At 57.6% G+C, this 19,909-nt stretch carries 18 protein-coding genes; all 18 read left to right on the top strand.

All coding sequences use genetic code 11. The features are described 5' to 3' along the window. The first annotated feature begins 28 nt into the window (after window positions 1-28). Window positions 29-766 carry a 30S ribosomal protein S2 gene (rpsB, locus tag KGB03_RS19020; RefSeq protein ID WP_003219330.1) on the top strand — a complete coding sequence of 246 codons (738 nt, stop codon included), beginning with the start codon at window positions 29-31 and terminating at the stop codon, window positions 764-766. 192 nt (window positions 767-958) lie between these two features. After that, window positions 959-1,822 carry a translation elongation factor Ts gene (gene tsf, locus KGB03_RS19025; protein WP_111451014.1) on the top strand — a complete coding sequence of 288 codons (864 nt, stop codon included), beginning with the start codon at window positions 959-961 and terminating at the stop codon, window positions 1,820-1,822. Window positions 1,823-2,032: 210 nt separating this feature from the next. After that, window positions 2,033-2,776 carry a UMP kinase gene (gene pyrH, locus KGB03_RS19030; RefSeq protein ID WP_003440426.1) on the top strand — a complete coding sequence of 248 codons (744 nt, stop codon included), beginning with the start codon at window positions 2,033-2,035 and terminating at the stop codon, window positions 2,774-2,776. After that, window positions 2,773-3,330, top strand: coding sequence for a ribosome recycling factor (frr, locus tag KGB03_RS19035; protein ID WP_008028968.1), 558 nt, complete (start codon window positions 2,773-2,775; stop codon window positions 3,328-3,330). The genes pyrH and frr overlap by 4 nt, the downstream gene beginning before the upstream one ends. A gap of 13 nt (window positions 3,331-3,343) precedes the next feature. Next, window positions 3,344-4,099 carry a polyprenyl diphosphate synthase gene (uppS, locus tag KGB03_RS19040; protein ID WP_111451013.1) on the top strand — a complete coding sequence of 252 codons (756 nt, stop codon included), beginning with the start codon at window positions 3,344-3,346 and terminating at the stop codon, window positions 4,097-4,099. Further along, complete coding sequence (locus KGB03_RS19045; protein WP_218536288.1) at window positions 4,099-4,905, top strand: phosphatidate cytidylyltransferase; 807 nt, start codon at window positions 4,099-4,101, stop codon at window positions 4,903-4,905. Before uppS ends, KGB03_RS19045 begins: the two co-directional genes overlap by 1 nt. Further along, the gene (gene ispC, locus KGB03_RS19050) at window positions 4,902-6,092 is read left to right on the top strand and encodes a 1-deoxy-D-xylulose-5-phosphate reductoisomerase (RefSeq protein ID WP_192406378.1); all 1,191 of its coding nucleotides are present in this window, start codon (window positions 4,902-4,904) and stop codon (window positions 6,090-6,092) included. Before KGB03_RS19045 ends, ispC begins: the two co-directional genes overlap by 4 nt. Window positions 6,093-6,145: 53 nt before the next feature. Next, entirely contained in the window at window positions 6,146-7,498 is a 1,353-nt protein-coding gene (gene rseP / locus KGB03_RS19055; RefSeq protein ID WP_223528224.1) for an RIP metalloprotease RseP, read from the top strand. A 74-nt stretch (window positions 7,499-7,572) separates the two neighbouring features. Further along, entirely contained in the window at window positions 7,573-9,951 is a 2,379-nt protein-coding gene (gene bamA, locus KGB03_RS19060; RefSeq protein WP_192406382.1) for an outer membrane protein assembly factor BamA, read from the top strand. A 45-nt stretch (window positions 9,952-9,996) separates the two neighbouring features. Continuing rightward, the gene (locus KGB03_RS19065) at window positions 9,997-10,500 is read left to right on the top strand and encodes an OmpH family outer membrane protein (protein WP_008028980.1); all 504 of its coding nucleotides are present in this window, start codon (window positions 9,997-9,999) and stop codon (window positions 10,498-10,500) included. Between the two features lie 2 nt (window positions 10,501-10,502). Continuing rightward, entirely contained in the window at window positions 10,503-11,558 is a 1,056-nt protein-coding gene (lpxD, locus tag KGB03_RS19070; protein ID WP_192406384.1) for a UDP-3-O-(3-hydroxymyristoyl)glucosamine N-acyltransferase, read from the top strand. 107 nt (window positions 11,559-11,665) lie between these two features. Next, on the top strand, window positions 11,666-12,106 hold the full coding sequence (gene fabZ / locus KGB03_RS19075; protein WP_008154051.1) for a 3-hydroxyacyl-ACP dehydratase FabZ: 441 nt from the start codon (window positions 11,666-11,668) through the stop codon (window positions 12,104-12,106). Next, a complete protein-coding gene (gene lpxA / locus KGB03_RS19080) occupies window positions 12,103-12,879 on the top strand; it encodes an acyl-ACP--UDP-N-acetylglucosamine O-acyltransferase (RefSeq protein ID WP_111451008.1) in 777 nt (258 codons plus the stop codon). The genes fabZ and lpxA overlap by 4 nt, the downstream gene beginning before the upstream one ends. A 2-nt stretch (window positions 12,880-12,881) precedes the next feature. Beyond that, window positions 12,882-14,012, top strand: coding sequence for a lipid-A-disaccharide synthase (lpxB, locus tag KGB03_RS19085; RefSeq protein ID WP_111451007.1), 1,131 nt, complete (start codon window positions 12,882-12,884; stop codon window positions 14,010-14,012). Between the two features lie 11 nt (window positions 14,013-14,023). After that, window positions 14,024-14,650, top strand: coding sequence for a ribonuclease HII (rnhB, locus tag KGB03_RS19090; RefSeq protein WP_008154045.1), 627 nt, complete (start codon window positions 14,024-14,026; stop codon window positions 14,648-14,650). Between the two features lie 76 nt (window positions 14,651-14,726). Then, window positions 14,727-18,248: a DNA polymerase III subunit alpha gene (dnaE, locus tag KGB03_RS19095; protein WP_218536291.1), complete on the top strand. Its 3,522-nt coding sequence runs from the start codon at window positions 14,727-14,729 to the stop codon at window positions 18,246-18,248. Between the two features lie 139 nt (window positions 18,249-18,387). Continuing rightward, window positions 18,388-19,335 carry an acetyl-CoA carboxylase carboxyltransferase subunit alpha gene (locus KGB03_RS19100; RefSeq protein WP_218536292.1) on the top strand — a complete coding sequence of 316 codons (948 nt, stop codon included), beginning with the start codon at window positions 18,388-18,390 and terminating at the stop codon, window positions 19,333-19,335. A 133-nt stretch (window positions 19,336-19,468) separates the two neighbouring features. Continuing rightward, window positions 19,469-19,909 (top strand): tRNA lysidine(34) synthetase TilS (tilS, locus tag KGB03_RS19105; RefSeq protein ID WP_223528227.1); only part of this gene is annotated, 441 nt, incomplete at its 3' end.

Genomic DNA, 19,909 nt, shown 5'->3' on the forward strand with positions numbered 1-19,909 from the left:
GCCAAACCCGACTTATTAAGGAACTATCATGTCCCAAGTCAACATGCGCGATATGCTGAAGGCCGGTGTGCACTTCGGTCACCAGACCCGTTACTGGAACCCGAAAATGGGTAAGTACATTTTCGGCGCGCGTAACAAGATCCACATCATCAACCTTGAAAAAACCCTGCCAATGTTCAACGAAGCTCTGACTTTCGTAGAGCGCCTGGCCCAGGGCAAAAACAAGATTCTGTTCGTCGGCACCAAGCGTTCCGCTGGCAAGATCGTTGCTGAAGAAGCAGCACGTTGCGGTTCGCCGTACGTCGATCACCGCTGGTTGGGCGGCATGCTGACCAACTTCAAAACCATCCGTGCTTCCATCAAGCGTCTGCGTGACCTTGAAGTACAAGCCGAAGACGGTACTTTCGCCAAGCTGACCAAGAAAGAAGCGCTGATGCGCACTCGCGATCTTGAGAAGCTCGATCGTTCCCTGGGTGGTATCAAGGATATGGGCGGTCTGCCAGACGCACTGTTCGTTATCGACGTTGATCACGAGCGCATCGCGATCACCGAAGCCAACAAGCTGGGCATCCCGGTTATCGGCGTAGTCGATACCAACAGCAGCCCGGAAGGCGTTGACTACATCATCCCAGGCAACGATGACGCAATCCGCGCTATCCAGCTGTACATGGGTTCGATGGCTGACGCTGTTATCCGCGGTCGCAACCACGTTGCTGGCGGCACCGAGCAGTTCGTTGAAGAAGCTCCGGTAGCAGCAGCTGAGTAATTGACGCCCAGGCGTTGACTCAGTAAGCAAAAAGGGGGCTTGGCCCCCTTTTTGCCACCTCGAAAACCGTTTGTCGGCAGCGCAGTTACAGCCTTTGTAACCTGCTGCAGCCAGCAAGGGTGGTTCGGGAAGAATTGATCGCCCGTTCGATCGGGTGGAATGGTTGAAAACCTATCCAAGAGGAATTTTGAAATGGCAGAGATTACTGCAGCGTTGGTCAAAGAACTGCGCGAGCGTACTGGCGAAGGCATGATGGACTGCAAAAAGGCCTTGACCAAGGCTGGCGGCGACATCGAAAAAGCCATTGATGACATGCGTGCTTCGGGCGCCATCAAGGCTGCCAAGAAAGCTGGCAACGTTGCCGCTGAAGGCGCGATCGCTCTGAAGGAAGACGGTAAAACCGCCGTTCTGCTGGAAGTGAACTCGCAGACCGACTTCCTGGCTCTGCAGGACGACTTCAAGGCATTTGTTGCTGGCAGCGTTGAAAAAGCGTTCGCTGACAAACTGACTGACGTCGCTCCGCTGATCGAAGCTCAAGAAGCTGATCGCCTGGTTCTGGTCGGCAAGGTTGGCGAAAACGTCAACATCCGTCGCCTGGCTCGCGTTGAAGGTGATGTTGTTGGTGGTTACCTGCACGGCAACAAGATCGGTGTTGCGGTTGTTCTGAAAGGCGGCACCGTTGAGCTGGCCAAGGATATCGCTATGCACGTAGCGGCCACCAACCCTGAATTCCTGCTGCCATCGGAAGTTTCCGCTGAAGCGGTCGAGCGTGAGAAAGGCGTGTTCCTGACCCTCAACGCTGACAAGATCGCTGGCAAGCCAGAAAACATCGTTGAAAACATGGTCAAAGGTCGTATCAGCAAGTTCCTGGCTGAAGCGAGCCTGGTTGAGCAGGCGTTCGTCAAGAACCCTGAAATCAAGGTTGGCGAACTGGCCAAGAAAGCCGGTGCTGAAATCGTTTCTTTCACCTACTTCAAAGTAGGCGAAGGCATCGAGAAGCCGGTCGACAACTTCGCTGAAGAAGTTGCTGCCCAGCTGGCTGCCGCCAAGCAATAAGACGGTTTTTTAACTGTCGCCCTGAAGAGGCTGCCCGCTCACGCGCGCAGCCTCTTTTCAGATGGGGCACCAATTTTTAATTGGTTTCCTTTTGGAACTGGCTTACAAAGCCATGTTCCGATGGCGCTGAAGCAGTGCCAAGTTAGAGTGAACGCCAGCTGTAAACAGCTCGCAAAGAATTTTTAAAATACGCCGCAGGAGAGATTCGCAATGGCTCAGCAGGGCAGTGGTTATCAGGCTCGCTATAAACGCATTCTACTCAAGCTTAGCGGCGAGGCCCTGATGGGCTCGGAAGAGTTCGGGATCGATCCGAAAGTTCTGGATCGCATGGCGCTGGAAGTCGGTCAACTGGTCGGCATCGGTGTTCAGGTCGGTCTGGTGATCGGCGGCGGCAACCTGTTTCGTGGTGCAGCGCTGAGCGCGGCCGGCATGGATCGGGTTACCGGCGACCACATGGGCATGCTGGCCACTGTGATGAACGCCCTGGCCATGCGCGATGCGCTGGAACGTGCCAATATCTCGGCCATCGTGATGTCGGCCATTTCCATGGTTGGCGTAACCGATCACTATGATCGCCGCAAAGCCATGCGCCACTTGAACGCCAAGGACGTCGTGATTTTCGCGGCCGGTACCGGCAATCCGTTCTTCACCACGGATTCGGCAGCGTGCTTGCGTGCAATCGAAATCGATGCCGATGTCGTGCTCAAGGCGACCAAGGTCGATGGCGTCTACACCGCTGACCCATTCAAAGACCCGCATGCCGAGAAGTTCGATCATCTGACGTACGATGAAGTGCTGGATCGCAAGCTGGGCGTGATGGATCTGACCGCTATTTGCCTGTGCCGCGACCACAAGATGCCGTTGCGCGTATTTAACATGAACAAGCCCGGCGCCCTGCTGAATATCGTGCACGGCGGCGCTGAAGGGACCCTGATCGAGGAAGGCCAACAATGATCAACGAAATCAAGAAAGACGCTAAAGAGCGTATGCAGAAATCCGTCGAGTCGCTGATGCACAACTTCGGCCGTATTCGTACTGGCCAGGCGCATCCAAGCATTCTTGAAGGTGTGATGGTGCCGTATTACGGTTCCGACACTCCGATCAAGCAGGTAGCGAACATCACCGTCAAAGACGCCCGTACCCTGCAAGTTGTTGCCTTTGAGCGCAACATGCTCGGTGCTGTCGACAAGGCCATCGGTAGCGCGGGTCTGAACCTCAACCCGACCAACCTGGGTGAGTTGCTGCTGATCTCCATGCCGGCCCTGACCGAAGAAACCCGTAAGGGCTTCACCAAGCAGGCTCGCGATGTCGCTGAAGATGCCCGTGTTGCAGTGCGCAACATCCGTCGTGATGCGAACAGCCAGCTGAAGGATCTGGTCAAGGAAAAAGAAATCAGTGAAGACGAAGAACGTCGCGCCACTGGCGAAATTGATGATCTGACCAAAAAATACGTGGCTGAAATCGACGCGAATTTGGCGCAGAAAGAAAAAGACCTGATGGCCGTATAAGGGTCACGTTTTAATGGATAAGACAAAGCAGACTGCACCGGCCGCGGTGCCGCGCCATGTCGCGATCATCATGGATGGTAATAATCGCTGGGCGAAAAAACGCTTTATGCCGGGTGTCGCCGGGCATAAAGCGGGCGTGGATGCAGTGCGGGCGGTGATTGAGGTGTGTGCCGAGGCCAAGGTCGAAGTACTGACCCTGTTCGCGTTCTCCAGTGAGAACTGGCAGCGCCCGGCCGATGAAGTCAGTGCCTTGATGGATTTGTTCTTCAAGGCGCTGCGTCGCGAGGCCAAACGCCTCAACGACAACAACATCAGTTTGCGCATCATTGGCGACCGTTCGCGTTTTCATCCGGAGCTTCAGGCTGCCATGCGTGAAGCTGAGGCAATGACGGCGGGCACCAATCGCTTCATTCTGCAGATCGCTGCCAACTATGGCGGACAGTGGGATATCGCGCAGGCCGCACAGCGTCTGGCTCGGGAAGTCCAGGCCGGGCACCTGCGTCCGGAAGACATTACCCCGGAACTGTTGCAAACCTGTCTGGCGACCGGCGATTTGCCGTTGCCGGACTTGTGCATCCGTACCGGTGGCGAGCACCGCATCAGTAACTTCCTGCTGTGGCAACTGGCTTACGCCGAGTTGTACTTCTCCGACCTGTTCTGGCCGGACTTCAAACACGATGCCATGCGTACCGCGCTGGCCGATTTTGCTTCTCGGCAGCGCCGTTTCGGTAAAACGAGCGAGCAGGTCGAGGCTGGAGCCCGGGTTTAATGCTTAAACAACGAATCATCACTGCGCTGATCCTGCTGCCGATTGCCTTGTGCGGGTTTTTCCTGCTCGAGGGCACCGGTTTCGCGCTGTTCATCGGGCTGGTCGTGACTCTCGGTGCGTGGGAATGGGCTCGCCTGGCGGGCTTCACTGAGCAACCGATCCGCCTTGCCTATGCGGCTGTGGTCGCGCTGATGCTGTTTGTCATGCATATCGTGCCCGGGCTCGCGCCTTGGGTGTTGGGCGCTTCGGTGCTTTGGTGGGGCGTTGCAACCTATCTGGTGCTGACGTATCCGCGCTCCAGCGAGCTTTGGTCCAGCGCTGCCTGCAAGCTGATGATCGGTCTGCTGATCCTGCTGCCCGCCTGGCAAGGTCTGATTCAGATCAAACAGGAGCCTTTGGGCAACTGGCTGATCATGGCGGTGATGGTGCTGGTCTGGGGCGCTGATATCGGTGCTTATTTCTCGGGCCGGGCTTTTGGCAAGCGCAAGCTGGCGCCACAGGTCAGTCCCGGCAAAAGCTGGGAGGGTGTCTACGGCGGCCTCGTGGCGAGTCTGGTCATTACTGTCATTGTCGGTCTGGTTCGAGACTGGACGGTGGCGCAGCTGTTTAAAGGTCTGATAGGTGCAGCCATCATCGTATTTATCTCGGTGGTAGGCGATCTCACCGAAAGCATGTTCAAGCGTCAGTCCGGGATCAAGGACAGCAGTAATCTGCTTCCGGGGCATGGCGGCGTGCTGGACCGTATCGACAGCCTGACGGCAGCGATTCCGGTATTCGCTGTGCTCCTGTGGATGGCGGCACCGTGAGCCGCCCGCAGCAGATTACCGTCCTGGGGGCGACCGGTTCGATTGGTCTGAGCACGCTTGACGTCATCGCTCGCCATCCTGAGCGTTATCAGGTTTTCGCCTTGAGCGGTTTCACCCGTTTGAGCGAGCTGTTGGCGCTGTGCATTCGTCATACGCCGCGCTTCGCCGTGGTACCCGAGGCGGTTGCTGCCCGAGGCTTGCAGGACGACTTGCGCGCCGCAGGCCTGTCGACTCGCGTGCTGGTGGGTGAGGAAGGCCTGTGTCAGGTTGCTTCCGATCCTGAGGTCGATGCGGTCATGGCGGCTATCGTTGGCGCTGCGGGCTTGCGACCAACTCTGGCGGCGGTCGAAGCCGGCAAGAAAATTCTCCTGGCCAACAAAGAAGCATTGGTGATGTCCGGTGCGCTGTTCATGCAGGCGGTGCACAAGAGTGGTTCGGTGTTGCTGCCCATCGACAGCGAACACAATGCGATTTTCCAGTGCATGCCACAGGATTTCGCTCGTGGACTGGGTGCCGTCGGGGTGCGTCGGATTTTACTCACGGCCTCTGGTGGTCCGTTCCGACAGACACCTATGGCTGAACTGGTGCATGTTTCCCCTGAGCAAGCGTGCGCCCATCCGAACTGGTCCATGGGGCGCAAGATTTCGGTGGATTCGGCCAGCATGATGAACAAGGGGCTGGAGCTGATCGAAGCCTGCTGGCTGTTTAATGCCAAGCCGTCCCAGGTCGAAGTGGTGATTCATCCTCAAAGCGTGATTCATTCACTGGTCGATTACATCGACGGTTCTGTATTGGCCCAGTTAGGTAACCCTGACATGCGCACGCCGATCGCCAACGCGCTGGCTTGGCCTGAGCGAATCGACTCGGGTGTTGCGCCGCTGGACCTGTTTGCAATTGCGCGGTTGGACTTCCAGGCGCCTGATGAAGAGCGATTCCCGTGTCTGCGCCTTGCGCGTCAGGCGGCCGAATCCGGCAACAGCGCGCCGGCCATGCTCAATGCAGCGAATGAAGTGGCGGTCGCGGCCTTTCTCGACGGGCGGGTTCGCTACCCGGAAATCGCGAGTATCATCGAAGAAGTATTGAATCTCGAGCCCGTGGTTGCGGTTGATGATCTCGAGGCAGTGTTCACGGCCGACGCGAAAGCGCGAGTACTGGCCGAACAATGGTTGAGTCGTCACGGGCGGTAAGTGCTGCAATACGTTGACCCATGCGGCACTGGACAGGATTGCGGAGAAAGTAGATGAGCGCGCTCTATATGATTGTCGGCACCCTGGTGGCTTTGGGCGTGCTGGTCACCTTTCACGAATTCGGCCATTTTTGGGTCGCACGTCGCTGTGGGGTCAAAGTGCTGCGTTTCTCCGTGGGCTTCGGTATGCCGTTGCTGCGCTGGCACGACAAGAAGGGCACTGAGTTCGTCGTCGCCGCGATCCCGCTGGGCGGTTACGTGAAAATGCTCGATGAGCGCGAAGGCGAAGTGCCGGCTGATCAGCTCGATCAAACCTTCAATCGCAAATCCGTCCGCCAGCGTATCGCTATCGTATCGGCGGGTCCGATTGCCAACTTTTTATTGGCGATGATTTTTTTCTGGGGGCTCGCCATGCTCGGCAGCGAGCAAGTGCGCCCGGTCATTGGTGCGGTCGAATCCGGCAGTATCGCTGCCAAGGCTGGTTTGAGCGCGGGCCAGGAAATCATTGCCATCGATGGCGAACCAACTTCCGGTTGGGCTGCGGTGAACCTGCAGTTGGTCCGTCGTCTTGGGGAGAGCGGTTCCCTGCAGTTGCTGGTCCGTGATCAGGGTTCCACAGTGGATTCGCCCCGTGAACTGATGCTGGATAAATGGCTCAAGGGTGCCGATGAGCCGGATCCGATTCGTTCGCTGGGCTTGCGCCCTTGGCGTCCGGCGCTGCCACCGGTCCTGGCCGAACTTGATCCGAAAGGCCCGGCACAGGCTGCTGGCCTGAAGACCGGTGACCGACTGTTGGTTCTGGACGGCAAGTCGCTTGATGACTGGCAGCAGGTGGTGGACACGGTCCGTATGCACCCTGATACCAAAATCATGCTGCGCGTCGAGCGTGATGGTGCTCAAATCGACGTCCCTGTGACGCTGGCCGCTCGCGGCGAGAAGAAGGCACCCAGTGGTTATCTGGGGGCAGGGGTGAAGGCAGTTGATTGGCCGCCAGAGATGATTCGCGAAGTTAGTTATGGTCCTGTGGCAGCAATTGGGGAGGGTGCTCGACGCACCTGGACCATGAGCGTACTGACCCTCGATTCGCTCAAGAAAATGTTGTTCGGTGAGCTCTCGGTAAAAAACTTGAGTGGACCGATAACCATTGCTAAAGTGGCGGGCGCTTCTGCCCAGTCGGGTGTCGCTGATTTCCTGAATTTCCTTGCTTATCTGAGTATTAGCTTGGGGGTTCTGAATTTGTTGCCCATTCCTGTACTGGATGGGGGACATTTGTTGTTTTATCTGATCGAGTGGGCGCGTGGTCGCCCCTTGTCGGATCGGGTGCAGGGTTGGGGGATACAGATCGGTATCAGTTTGGTGATCGGGGTGATGTTGCTTGCTCTTGTCAATGATCTGGGTCGACTGTAACGCTTCGCTGAATTGCGAATCTGCCGCATTTTGCGGCAGTTTGTTTATTGCCAGTTGGAATAAGAAAGGACTTCATGAAACGTCTGCTGCTAACTGCGGTTCTCACCGTATTGATGATCGCCGAAGTTCACGCCGAGTCCTTCACTATCTCTGATATTCGCGTCAATGGCCTCCAGCGGGTCTCCGCGGGTAGCGTCTTTGGTGCTTTGCCGTTGAACGTCGGTGAACAGGCGGATGATCGTCGCCTGGTGGAATCCACTCGTGCGTTGTTCAAAACCGGTTTCTTTCAAGATATCCAGCTGGGCCGCGAAGGCAACGTCCTGGTCATCACTGTAGTCGAGCGCCCGTCGGTCGCCAGTATCGAGATCGAGGGTAACAAGGCGATCTCCACTGAAGACCTGATGAAAGGCCTCAAACAATCCGGTCTGGCCGAAGGCGAGATCTTCCAGCGCGCCACCCTCGAAGGTGTGCGTAACGAGCTGCAGCGTCAATACGTCGCTCAGGGTCGCTACTCGGCCACCGTCGACACCGAAGTGGTGCCGCAGCCGCGCAACCGCGTTGCGTTGAAGGTCAACATCAACGAAGGCACCGTTGCTGCTATCCAGCACATCAACGTGGTGGGTAACACCGTCTTCCCTGAAGAAGACCTGACCGACCTGTTTGAACTCAAGACCACCAACTGGCTGTCGTTCTTCAAGAACGATGACAAGTACGCTCGTGAAAAACTTTCCGGTGACCTGGAGCGTCTGCGCTCCTACTACCTGGACCGTGGTTATATCAACATGGATATCGCTTCGACCCAGGTGTCCATCACCCCGGACAAGAAGCACGTCTATATCACCGTCAACGTCAATGAAGGCGAGAAGTACACCGTCCGTGACGTCAAGCTGAGCGGTGACCTGAAAGTCCCTGAGGACCAGGTCAAGTCTCTGCTGCTGGTCCAGAAAGGCCAGGTGTTCTCGCGCAAACTGATGACCACCACGTCCGAACTGATCACCCGCCGTCTGGGTAACGAGGGTTACACCTTCGCCAACGTCAATGGCGTGCCTCAGCCTCACGATGAAGACCACACCGTCGATATCACGTTCGCCGTCGATCCGGGCAAGCGTGCTTACGTAAACCGCATCAACTTCCGTGGCAACACCAAGTCCGAAGACGAAGTGCTGCGCCGTGAAATGCGTCAGATGGAAGGTGGCTGGGCTTCGACTTACCTGATCGACCAGTCCAAGACTCGTCTAGAACGTCTGGGCTTCTTCAAGGAAGTCAACGTCGAAACACCGGCCGTGCCGGGCGTCGACGACCAGGTAGACGTGAACTACAGCGTTGAAGAACAGGCTTCCGGTTCGATTACCGCCAGCGTTGGTTTTGCCCAGAGCGCCGGTCTGATCCTCGGTGGTTCGATCACCCAGAACAACTTCCTGGGTACGGGTAACAAGGTCAGCATCGGCTTGACCCGCAGTCAGTACCAGAGCCGCTATAACTTCGGTTATGTCGACCCGTACTGGACTGCTGATGGCGTGAGCCTGGGTTACAACGCGTTTTATCGCACCACCGACTATAAAGACCTCGATGTCAACGTAGCCAGCTACGCCGTCGACAGTCTGGGTGCAGGCGTCAGCGTTGGTTACCCGATCAGCGAGACTTCGCGCCTGACCTTCGGTCTGTCTGCACAGGAAGACAAGATCAAGACTGGTCAGTACACCGTTGACGAGATTTTCGCCTTCGTTAACAAAGAAGGCGATCAGTACCTCAACTTCAAGGCATCGGCTGGTTGGTCAGAGTCCACCTTGAACAAAGGTGTACTGGCAACCCGTGGTCACTCCCAGAGCTTGACCGCGGAAGCCACGACGCCGGGCAGCGACTTGTCGTTCTTCAAGCTCGATTACCGCGGTCAATTGTTCCAGCCGCTGTCTGAAAATTACACCATGCGCCTCCACACCGAGCTGGGTTATGGCGATGGTTATGGTTCGACCGATGGCTTGCCGTTCTATGAAAACTACTATGCTGGTGGTTTCAACTCGGTACGTGGCTTCAAGGACAGCACTCTGGGGCCTCGTAGTACTCCGAGCCGTGGCGTGAACCCTGGGACCACAGCCGACCCGGATCAGGATCCACTACCGTTTGGTGGTAACGTCCTGATTCAGGGTGGTGTAGAAGTTCTGTTCCCTCTGCCTTTCGTGAAAGATCAGCGTTCCTTGCGCACTTCAGTATTCTGGGACGTGGGTAATGTGTTCGATTCGACTTGCAAGCAGAGCACTAACGCCAATGGTTCGCAGTCCAACACTCAGTGTAACGATGTCAGCCTGAGCAATATGGCCAGTTCGGTAGGTGTCGGTGTGACATGGGTTACCGCCCTGGGTCCGTTGAGCTTCGCCTTGGCGATGCCAGTCAAAAAACCGGACAGCAATGCCGAGACTCAAGTGTTCCAATTCTCCCTCGGCCAGACGTTCTAAGCGTCTGACCCAAGATAACGACAATGGATTTTGTAGGAGTGCATCGTGCGTAAGTTGACTCAATTGGTTCTCCTGGCGACCGTACTGGTTGCAGGTCCGGCTTTTGCCGACATGAAAATCGCCGTGCTGAACTATCAGATGGCTCTGCTGGAATCGGATGCGGCCAAGAAGTACGCCGTTGATGCCGAGAAGAAGTTCGGCCCACAGCTGACCAAGCTCAAGACTCTGGAAAGCAGTGCCAAAGGTATCCAGGACCGTCTGATGGCTGGCGGCGACAAGATGCAGCAAGGTGAGCGTGAACGCCTGGAGCTCGAGTTCAAGCAAAAGGCCCGCGACTTCCAGTTCCAGTCCAAGGAACTGAACGAAGCCAAAGCCGTTGCCGACCGTGAAATGCTGAAGCAGCTCAAGCCGAAACTGGACAGCGCTGTGGAAGAAGTCATCAAGAAAGGTGCTTTTGACCTGGTCTTCGAGCGTGGCGCAGTGATTGATGTCAAACCTCAGTACGACATCACTCGCCAGGTTATCGAGCGCATGAATCAGCTGAAGTAACCATGACAGCGACTATAAAGCTCGGCCAATTGGCCGAGTTCCTCGGCGCCACACTGCGTGGCGACCCGGAGAAAGAAATTACTGGGCTAGCCACTTTGCAAGAGGCTGGCCCAGCTCAGTTGAGCTTTCTCGCAAACCCCCAATACCGTAAATACCTGGCGGACAGCCGGGCCGCAGCGTTGTTGCTGAAGGCCGCTGATGCTGAAGGTTTTGCAGGTAATGCGCTGGTCGTGCCTGATCCGTATCTGGCCTACGCGCGGATTTCCCATCTGTTCGATCCCAAGCCAAAGGCCGCTGTCGGTATTCATCCGACAGCCGTTGTGGCAGCGGATGCAGTGGTCGATCCGGCGGCGAGCATTGGCGCCTTTGCGGTGATCGAAAGCTGCGCGCGTATTGCTGCGGGTGTGACTATTGGCGCGCACTGCTTCATCGGTGCTCGCTGCGAGATTGGCGAGGGCGGTTGGTTGGCCCCGCGAGTCACGCTGTATCACGACGTGCGCATCGGTAAGCGGGTGGTGATTCAATCCGGCGCGGTGCTCGGTGGCGAGGGGTTCGGTTTTGCCAACGAGAAAGGTGTCTGGCAGAAGATCGCCCAGATCGGTGGTGTGCTGGTCGGTGACGACGTGGAGATTGGCGTGAATACAGCTATCGATCGCGGTGCACTGGCCGATACCGTTCTGGGTAATGGTGTGAAGCTCGACAACCAGATTCAGATCGCCCACAACGTGCAGGTCGGTGATCACACCGCCATGGCAGCGTGTGTGGGAATCTCCGGCAGCACCAAAATCGGCAAGCATTGCATGCTCGCCGGTGGCGTAGGGCTGGTGGGGCATATCGAAATTTGCGACAACGTTTTCATCACCGGGATGACCATGGTGACCCATTCGATTACCGAAAAGGGTTCCTATTCTTCCGGTACAGCCATGCAACCGGCAGCCGAGTGGCGCAAAAGCGCGGCACGCATCCGTCAGCTCGATGACATCGCGCGGCGGTTGCGACAGCTGGAAAAGCGAGTAGGGGAAGTGACCCCTGACGGTAATGCTTCATCAGATGGCTGATACCATTTCCATATCAAGTGTGCACAGCCGCTAGACTGCCTCCTTGATTTGCTAGAGGGGTGCGCGTCAGTCGCGCCTCCCAATCTTTACATAGGCTTCCCCCCGAAATGATGGACATCAACGAGATTCGCGAATACCTGCCTCACCGTTACCCGTTCCTGCTGGTGGACCGGGTCGTGGATCTGGATGTGGAAGGCAAGCGCATTCGCGCCTACAAGAATGTCAGCATCAACGAACCGTTCTTCAATGGTCACTTCCCCGCGCATCCAATCATGCCGGGCGTATTGATCATCGAAGCGATGGCTCAGGCTGCCGGTATCCTTGGCTTCAAAATGCTTGACGTGAAGCCAGCCGACGGCACGCTCTACTACTTTGTTGGCTCCGACAAGCTGCGTTTTCGCCAGCCCGTCACCCCAGGCGATCAGTTGATCCTCGAAGCCCGCTTCATCAGTTGCAAGCGTCAGATCTGGAAGTTCGAGTGCCAGGCTTCGGTCGATGGCAAGCCAGTCTGCTCTGCTGAAATCATCTGCGCGGAACGCAAACTATGAGTTTGATTGACCCTCGCGCAATCATCGATCCGACGGCTATCCTGGCCGACGGCGTCGAGGTCGGCCCTTGGTCGATCATCGGTGCAGGTGTGGAAATCGGCGAGGGGACAGTGATCGGGCCGCATGTGATTCTCAAAGGCCCGACCCGAATCGGAAAGCACAACCGCATCTACCAGTTCTCTTCGGTAGGTGAGGACACGCCCGATCTGAAATACAAGGGTGAAGAAACTCGCCTGGTCATCGGTGACCACAACGTAATCCGTGAAGGCGTGACGATTCACCGTGGGACCGTTCAGGACCGTTCTGAAACAACCCTGGGTGATCACAATCTGATCATGGCTTATGCCCACATCGGCCACGACAGCGTCATCGGCAACCACTGCATCCTGGTCAACAACACCGCGTTGGCGGGCCATGTGCACGTTGAAGACTGGGCGATCCTGTCCGGTTTTACCCTGGTTCACCAGTATTGCCACATCGGCGCCCACAGCTTTTCCGGTATGGGCACCGCCATCGGCAAGGATGTCCCGGCCTACGTCACGGTGTTCGGCAACCCGGCAGAAGCCCGCAGCATGAACTTCGAAGGCATGCGCCGTCGCGGTTTCAGCGAAGATGCGATTCACGCGCTACGGCGTGCCTACAAGGTGGTTTATCGCCAGGGCCTGACGGTCGAACAGGCACTCGCCGAACTGGCCGAGCCTTCGGATCAGTTCCCGGAAGTCGCGGTATTCCGTGATTCCATCCAGTCTTCGAACCGCGGCATCACTCGTTAATCATGGCTAATCTGCGTATTGCGCTGGTGGCGGGTGAGGCTTCCGGCGACATTCTTGGCGCGGGTCTCATGCGCGCACTCAAGGCACAGCATCCGGCAGTCGAGTTCATCGGTGTCGGTGGTCCGCTGATGCAGGCCGAAGGCCTGACTTCGTATTTCCCGATGGAACGTCTTTCGGTCATGGGCCTGGTGGAAGTGCTGGGCCGCTTGCGCGAGTTGCTGGCACGCCGCAAGAAACTGGTTGCCGACCTGATCGCCGAGAAGCCGGACGTGTTCATCGGTATCGATGCCCCGGACTTCAACCTCAATATCGAACTCAAGCTGCGTCAGGCCGGGATCAAGACCGTGCATTACGTGAGCCCGTCGGTTTGGGCGTGGCGGCAGAAACGGGTGCTGAAGATTCGCGAAGGCTGCGATCTGATGCTGACGCTGTTCCCGTTCGAAGCGAAATTCTATGAAGAGAAGGGCGTGCCGGTGCGGTTTGTCGGGCACTCCCTGGCCGATGCGATTCCGCTTGAGGCTGATCGCGCCGCAGCGCGTGCCGAACTTGGCTTGCCGGATGGGCCGCTGGTTGCCCTGATGCCGGGCAGCCGTGGCGGTGAGGTTGGGCGTCTTGGTGCGCTGTTCCTCGATACCGCCCAGCGCTTGCGGGCCCTGCGTCCGGGCGTACGCTTCGTCATGCCATGCGCGAGCCCGCAGCGCCGGGCCCAGCTTGAAGAGCTGCTGGCCGGTCGCGATCTGCCGCTGACATTGCTTGATGGCAAATCCCATCTGGCCCTGGCGGCCTGCGACGCGGTACTGATTGCCTCCGGAACGGCGACGCTTGAAGCGTTGTTGTACAAACGACCGATGGTGGTCGCGTACCGCTTGGCACCGCTGACGTTCTGGATTCTCAAGCGCATGGTGAAAAGTCCCTACATCTCCTTGCCGAACCTGCTGGCCCAGCGCCTGTTGGTGCCCGAGTTGTTGCAGGACGATGCGACGGTTGAAGCCTTGGCCCAGACGCTGTCGCCACTGATCGAAGGCGGTGAAGAACAGACTCGCGGCTTCGACGAAATCCACCGGACCCTTCGTCTGGATGCCTCCAACCAGGCTGCAGATGCAGTGCTGAACCTGATCGGCCAAGTACAATGAGTAAAACAAGCATGCAAATGGGGCTGGATTTCACCTTGGTCGCTGAAGTTGAAGAATTGGTTGCCGGTGTTGACGAAGTCGGTCGCGGCCCACTCTGTGGCGCCGTGGTAACGGCTGCCGTGATCCTTGATCCGAGCCGTCCGATCCTGGGTCTGAACGACTCGAAGAAGCTCACCGAAGCCCGCCGCGAAAAACTCTATGACGAAATCTGCGAAAAGGCCCTGAGCTGGTGCATCGCCCGGGCTGAAGTCGAAGAAATCGACGAGCTGAACATCTTGCACGCCACCATGCTGGCCATGCAGCGCGCCATCGAAGGTCTGCACATTCAGCCGAAACTGGCGATGATCGACGGCAACCGCTGCCCGAAACTGTCCATGCGCGCCGAAGCGGTGGTGCAGGGCGACGGCAAGGTACCGGCCATCGCTGCAGCGTCGATTCTGGCCAAGGTCAGCCGCGACCGCGAGATGGCAGCGTTCGAATTGATTTACCCGGGTTACGGCATTGGCGGCCACAAAGGCTACCCGACGCCCGTTCACCTGGAGGCGCTGGCCCGCTTGGGGCCAACGCCGATTCACCGCCGCTCGTTCGCCCCGGTTCGCCTGGCGTACGAGGCGCGGGAAAACCTGATCGAGAGTTAGTCGCAAGGCTGATGTTTTTGCCAAGGCCCGGTACAATCCGGGCCTTGTTGTCTTCACGTTTCTAGACAGGATCACTATGCCGGCTTCATTCGTTCATCTACGCCTGCACACTGAGTATTCCCTGGTCGACGGTCTTGTGCGGATCAAACCGCTGGTCAAGACCCTGGTCGGCATGAACATGCCTGCCGTAGCGGTCACCGACCAGAACAACATGTGTTCCCTGGTCAAATTCTACAAAGCCGCCATGGGCGCCGGGATCAAGCCGATCTGTGGCGCCGACCTGTGGCTGTCGAACAAGGATCCGGATAACGCTCTGAGCCGGATCAGCCTGCTGGCGATGAACGCCGTGGGTTATCGCAACCTCACCGAACTGATCTCTCGCGGCTTCATCGACGGCCAGCGCAATGGCTCGGTCATCATCGAGCGTGAGTGGGTGGCCGAAGCCAGCGAAGGCTTGATCATGCTGTCGGCGGCCAAAGAAGGCGAGATCGGCCTGGCGATGCTCAGTGGCAACCCGGCCGAAGCGGAAAACCTGGCACGTGAATGGATGGCCGTGTTCCCGGATCGCTTCTACCTGGAAATCCAGCGCACCAACCGCCCCAACGACGAAGAACAGTTGCACGGTGCCGTGGCCCTGGCGGAAAAAATCGGTGCGCCGCTGGTCGCGACCAACGACGTGCGCTTCATCAAGCAGGAAGACTTCGCCGCCCACGAAACCCGCGTTTGCATCGGTGAAGGCCGCGCCCTCGACGATCCGCGGCGTTCGAAAAATTACAGCGATCAGCAATACCTCAAAAGCGCCGAGGAAATGGCCGAGCTGTTCAGCGACATTCCCGAAGCGCTGGAAAACACCGTCGAGATTGCCAAGCGCTGCAACATCGAAGTGAAGCTGGGCACTCACTTCCTGCCCAACTTCCCGATCCCCGATGGCATGACCATCGACGAGTATTTCCGCAAGGTTTCCTTCGATGGCCTGGAAGATCGCCTCAGCGTTCTGCTGCCCAGGGACACCACCGAAGACTACGAAACCAAGCGTCAGGTCTACGTCGACCGGCTGAATTTCGAGCTGGATATCATCATCCAGATGGGTTTCCCCGGTTACTTCCTGATCGTTATGGACTTTATCCAGTGGGCCAAGAGCAACGGCGTGCCGGTGGGGCCGGGCCGTGGATCGGGTGCCGGGTCGCTGGTGGCCTATGTGCAGAAGATCACCGACCTTGACCCGCTGGAATATGACCTGCTGTTCGAACGTTTCCTTAACCCGGAACGGGTATCCATGCCCGACTTCGACGTCGACTTCTGCATGGACGGTCGTGACCGTGTAATCGACTACGTGGCCGAAAAATACGGCCGCAATGCGGTAAGCCAGATCATCACTTTCGGTTCCATGGCGGCCAAGGCTGTGGTCCGTGACGTGGCGCGGGTGCAGGGCAAGTCTTACGGTCTGGCGGATCGTCTGTCGAAGATGATCCCGTTCGAAGTCGGCATGACCCTGGAAAAGGCCTACGAACAGGAAGAAATCCTGCGTGACTTCATCAAGGTTGATGAAGAGGCCGCCGAAATCTGGGAAATGGCCCGCAAGCTTGAAGGCGTTGTGCGTAACGTCGGCAAACACGCCGGTGGTGTGGTTATTGCCCCGACCAAACTGACTGACTTCTCGCCGATTTATTGCGATGAGGCCGGTGATGGCCTGGTCACCCAGTTCGACAAGGACGACGTTGAAGCTGCTGGCCTGGTGAAGTTCGACTTCCTCGGTCTGCGGACCCTGACGGTCATCGACTGGGCGCTGAAAACCATCAACCGTGATCGCGCCAAGGTTGATGAGCCGCCGCTGGATATCGCGTTCATCCCGCTGGATGACAAGCCGACTTACCAGTTGCTGCAAAAAGCCGAAACCACCGCGGTGTTCCAGCTCGAGTCGCGCGGCATGAAAGAGCTGATCAAAAAGCTCAAGCCCGACTGCCTGGAAGACTTGATCGCACTGGTGGCCCTGTTCCGTCCGGGCCCATTGCAATCGGGCATGGTGGACGACTTTATCAACCGTAAGCACGGTCGCGCCGAACTCGCGTACCCGCACTCGGACTACCAGTACGAAGGCCTCAAGCCGGTTCTGGCACCGACTTACGGCATCATCCTGTATCAGGAACAGGTGATGCAGATTGCTCAGGTCATGGCCGGTTACACCCTCGGCGGCGCGGACATGCTGCGTCGAGCCATGGGTAAGAAAAAACCCGAAGAAATGGCCAAGCAGCGCGGCGGTTTCATTGACGGTTGCAAGACCAACAATATCGACGCCGACCTGGCCGGTAACATTTTTGACCTGGTAGAGAAATTCGCCGGTTACGGCTTCAACAAATCCCACTCCGCCGCTTATGGCCTGGTGTCATACCAGACCGCTTGGCTGAAAACGCACTACCCGGCGCCATTCATGGCCGCGGTACTGTCGGCGGATATGCACAACACCGACAAGGTCGTGACCTTGATCGAAGAAATTCGCACCATGAAGCTGCGTCTCGACGCGCCGGATGTGAATACTTCGGAGTTCAAGTTCACGGTGAATGACGAAGGCCGGATTATTTACGGCCTCGGCGCGATCAAAGGTGTGGGCGAAGGTCCGGTGGAAGCCATCACCGAGGCGCGTCAGGAAGGTCCGTTCAAGGATCTGTTCGATTTCTGCGCCCGTGTCGACCTCAAACGTATCAACAAGCGCACCCTGGACGGTTTGATCCGCAGCGGTGCGCTGGATCGTCTGGGCCCTTACTTCCATGACGAGCAGAAAGCCTATCAGGCCAATATCGACCGCAACCGAGCGGTCTTGCTGAATGCCATGGAAGGGGCGATCAAGGCGGCCGAACAAACCGCGCGTACCCACGACAGTGGTCATGTCGACCTGTTTGGCGGTTTGTTCGTCGAAGAAGATGCCGACGTCTATGCCAATCACCGCAAAGCCAAGGAACTGACCCTCAAGGAACGCCTGAAAGGGGAGAAAGACACCCTGGGCCTGTACCTGACCGGTCACCCGATCGATGAATACGAAGGTGAGATCCGCCGTTTCGCCCGTCAGCGCATCATTGACCTGAAACCGGCCCGTGATACCCAGACCGTTGCGGGCATGATCATCGCCCTGCGAGTCATGAAGAACAAAAAGGGCGACAAGATGGGTTTTATCACCCTCGACGACCGCTCGGGCCGGATCGAAGCGTCGCTGTTCGCTGAAGCATTCCATTCGGCGCAGTCGCTGTTGCAGACCGACGCGATGGTGGTGGTCGAAGGCGAAGTCAGTAACGACGATTTCTCCGGTGGCTTGCGGCTGCGGGTCAAGCGGGTGATGAGCATGGAAGATGCACGCACCAACCTGGCCGAAAGCCTGCGCTTGAAGCTGCAGACCCAGGATTTGAAAGGCGATCAGCTACGCTGGCTCGGTGAGTTGTTCAAGCGTCACCGTGGCGCGTGCCCTATCACCATGGAATACACCAGTCCCGATGCGAAGGCCTTGCTGCAGTTCGGCGAGACCTGGCGGATCGACCCGGCGGATGCCTTGATTCAAGCCCTGCGTGACCAGTTCGGGCGAGACAACGTCTTCCTCCAATACCGTTGACGGTCAGGTGCTATAGAAGCGCCTGATCTCGACCTGAATTTTTAATCTCGACCTGAACGCGCCTCTCCCTTAAGGTAGGGCGCGAATAGACAACCGGCCGGCCCAAGCTCTCTTGGATGTCGACCCAAGACGGACGCCTATGAACCCGAATTTTCTAGATTTCGAACAGCCGATCGCCGACCTGCAAGCCAAGATCGAAGAGTTGCGCTTGGTCGGTAATGACAATTCGCTGAATATCGGCGATGAGATCTCCCGCCTGCAGGACAAAAGCAGCACGCTGACCGAAGACATCTTCGGCAAGCTGACCAGCTGGCAGATCGCGCGTCTGGCGCGTCACCCGAAACGTCCGTACACCCTGGACTACATCGAACACATCTTCACCGAGTTCGACGAGCTGCACGGCGACCGTCACTTCTCCGACGACGCTGCGATCGTGGGCGGCATTGCCCGTCTGGACGACCAGCCGGTAATGATCATCGGTCACCAGAAAGGCCGTGAAGTGCGCGAGAAAGTTCGCCGCAACTTCGGCATGCCGCGTCCGGAAGGCTACCGCAAGGCGTGCCGCCTGATGGAAATGGCCGAACGTTTCAAAATGCCGATCCTGACCTTCATCGACACCCCGGGCGCCTACCCTGGTATCGACGCTGAAGAGCGCAACCAGAGTGAAGCGATTGCCTGGAACCTGCGCGTCATGGCGCGCCTGAAAACCCCAATCATCGCCACCGTGATCGGTGAAGGTGGTTCCGGTGGTGCTTTGGCGATCGGCGTTTGCGATCAACTGAACATGCTGCAGTACTCGACTTACGCGGTGATTTCGCCGGAAGGTTGCGCCTCGATTCTGTGGAAGACCGCCGAAAAAGCGCCGGACGCAGCTGAAGCCATGGGCATCACTGCCGAGCGCCTGAAACACCTGGGTATTGTGGATAAAGTGATCAGCGAGCCTTTGGGTGGCGCACACCGTAATCCGGCTGCTGCAGCTGCATCGATCCGTGCCGAGCTGAGCTCGCAGCTGGCGATGTTGAAGAAGTTCGATAACGAAGCGCTGTTGGCTCGTCGTTACGAGCGTCTGATGAGCTACGGTCTCTGATCTGACCTCGCTTTACCTATGTGGGAGCGAGCCTGCTCGCGATGGCGGTTTAACATTCAACTAATCTGTTGGCTGTTATGCCGCTATCGCGAGCAGGCTCGCTCCCACATTTGTTTTGTGTAAAGGGAACGCTATGAGTCGGCCAATGATTGATTTGCCTGCCAGGCTTTTGCTGAATCTGAAACCGTGGCGCAACGCTACGGCCTGGCGCATCGCCTTCTCCGGTGGTCTCGACTCCACCGTTCTGCTGCACCTTCTCATACACCTCGCGAAAACCGAATCCTTGCCGGCGCTAAGCGCCATCCATGTTCATCACGGCCTTCAGGCTGTGGCTGATGCGTGGCCGGATCATTGTCAGTCGGTCTGTGATGCGCTGGGTGTGCCGCTGCAGGTTGTTCGTGTGCAGGTTCAATCCGGCGCCAGCCTTGAGCGTGCCGCCCGGGATGCGCGATATGCCGCGTTCATCGAGGCGACTCAGGCCAATGAGGTGTTGATGACCGCCCAGCACCGCGACGATCAGGCGGAAACGTTGTTGTTTCGGCTGTTGCGTGGGGCAGGGGTGAGGGGATTGTCG

Origin of the sequence: Pseudomonas sp. BF-B-26 (assembly GCF_019956495.1) — a bacterium.
GTDB lineage: Bacteria > Pseudomonadota > Gammaproteobacteria > Pseudomonadales > Pseudomonadaceae > Aquipseudomonas.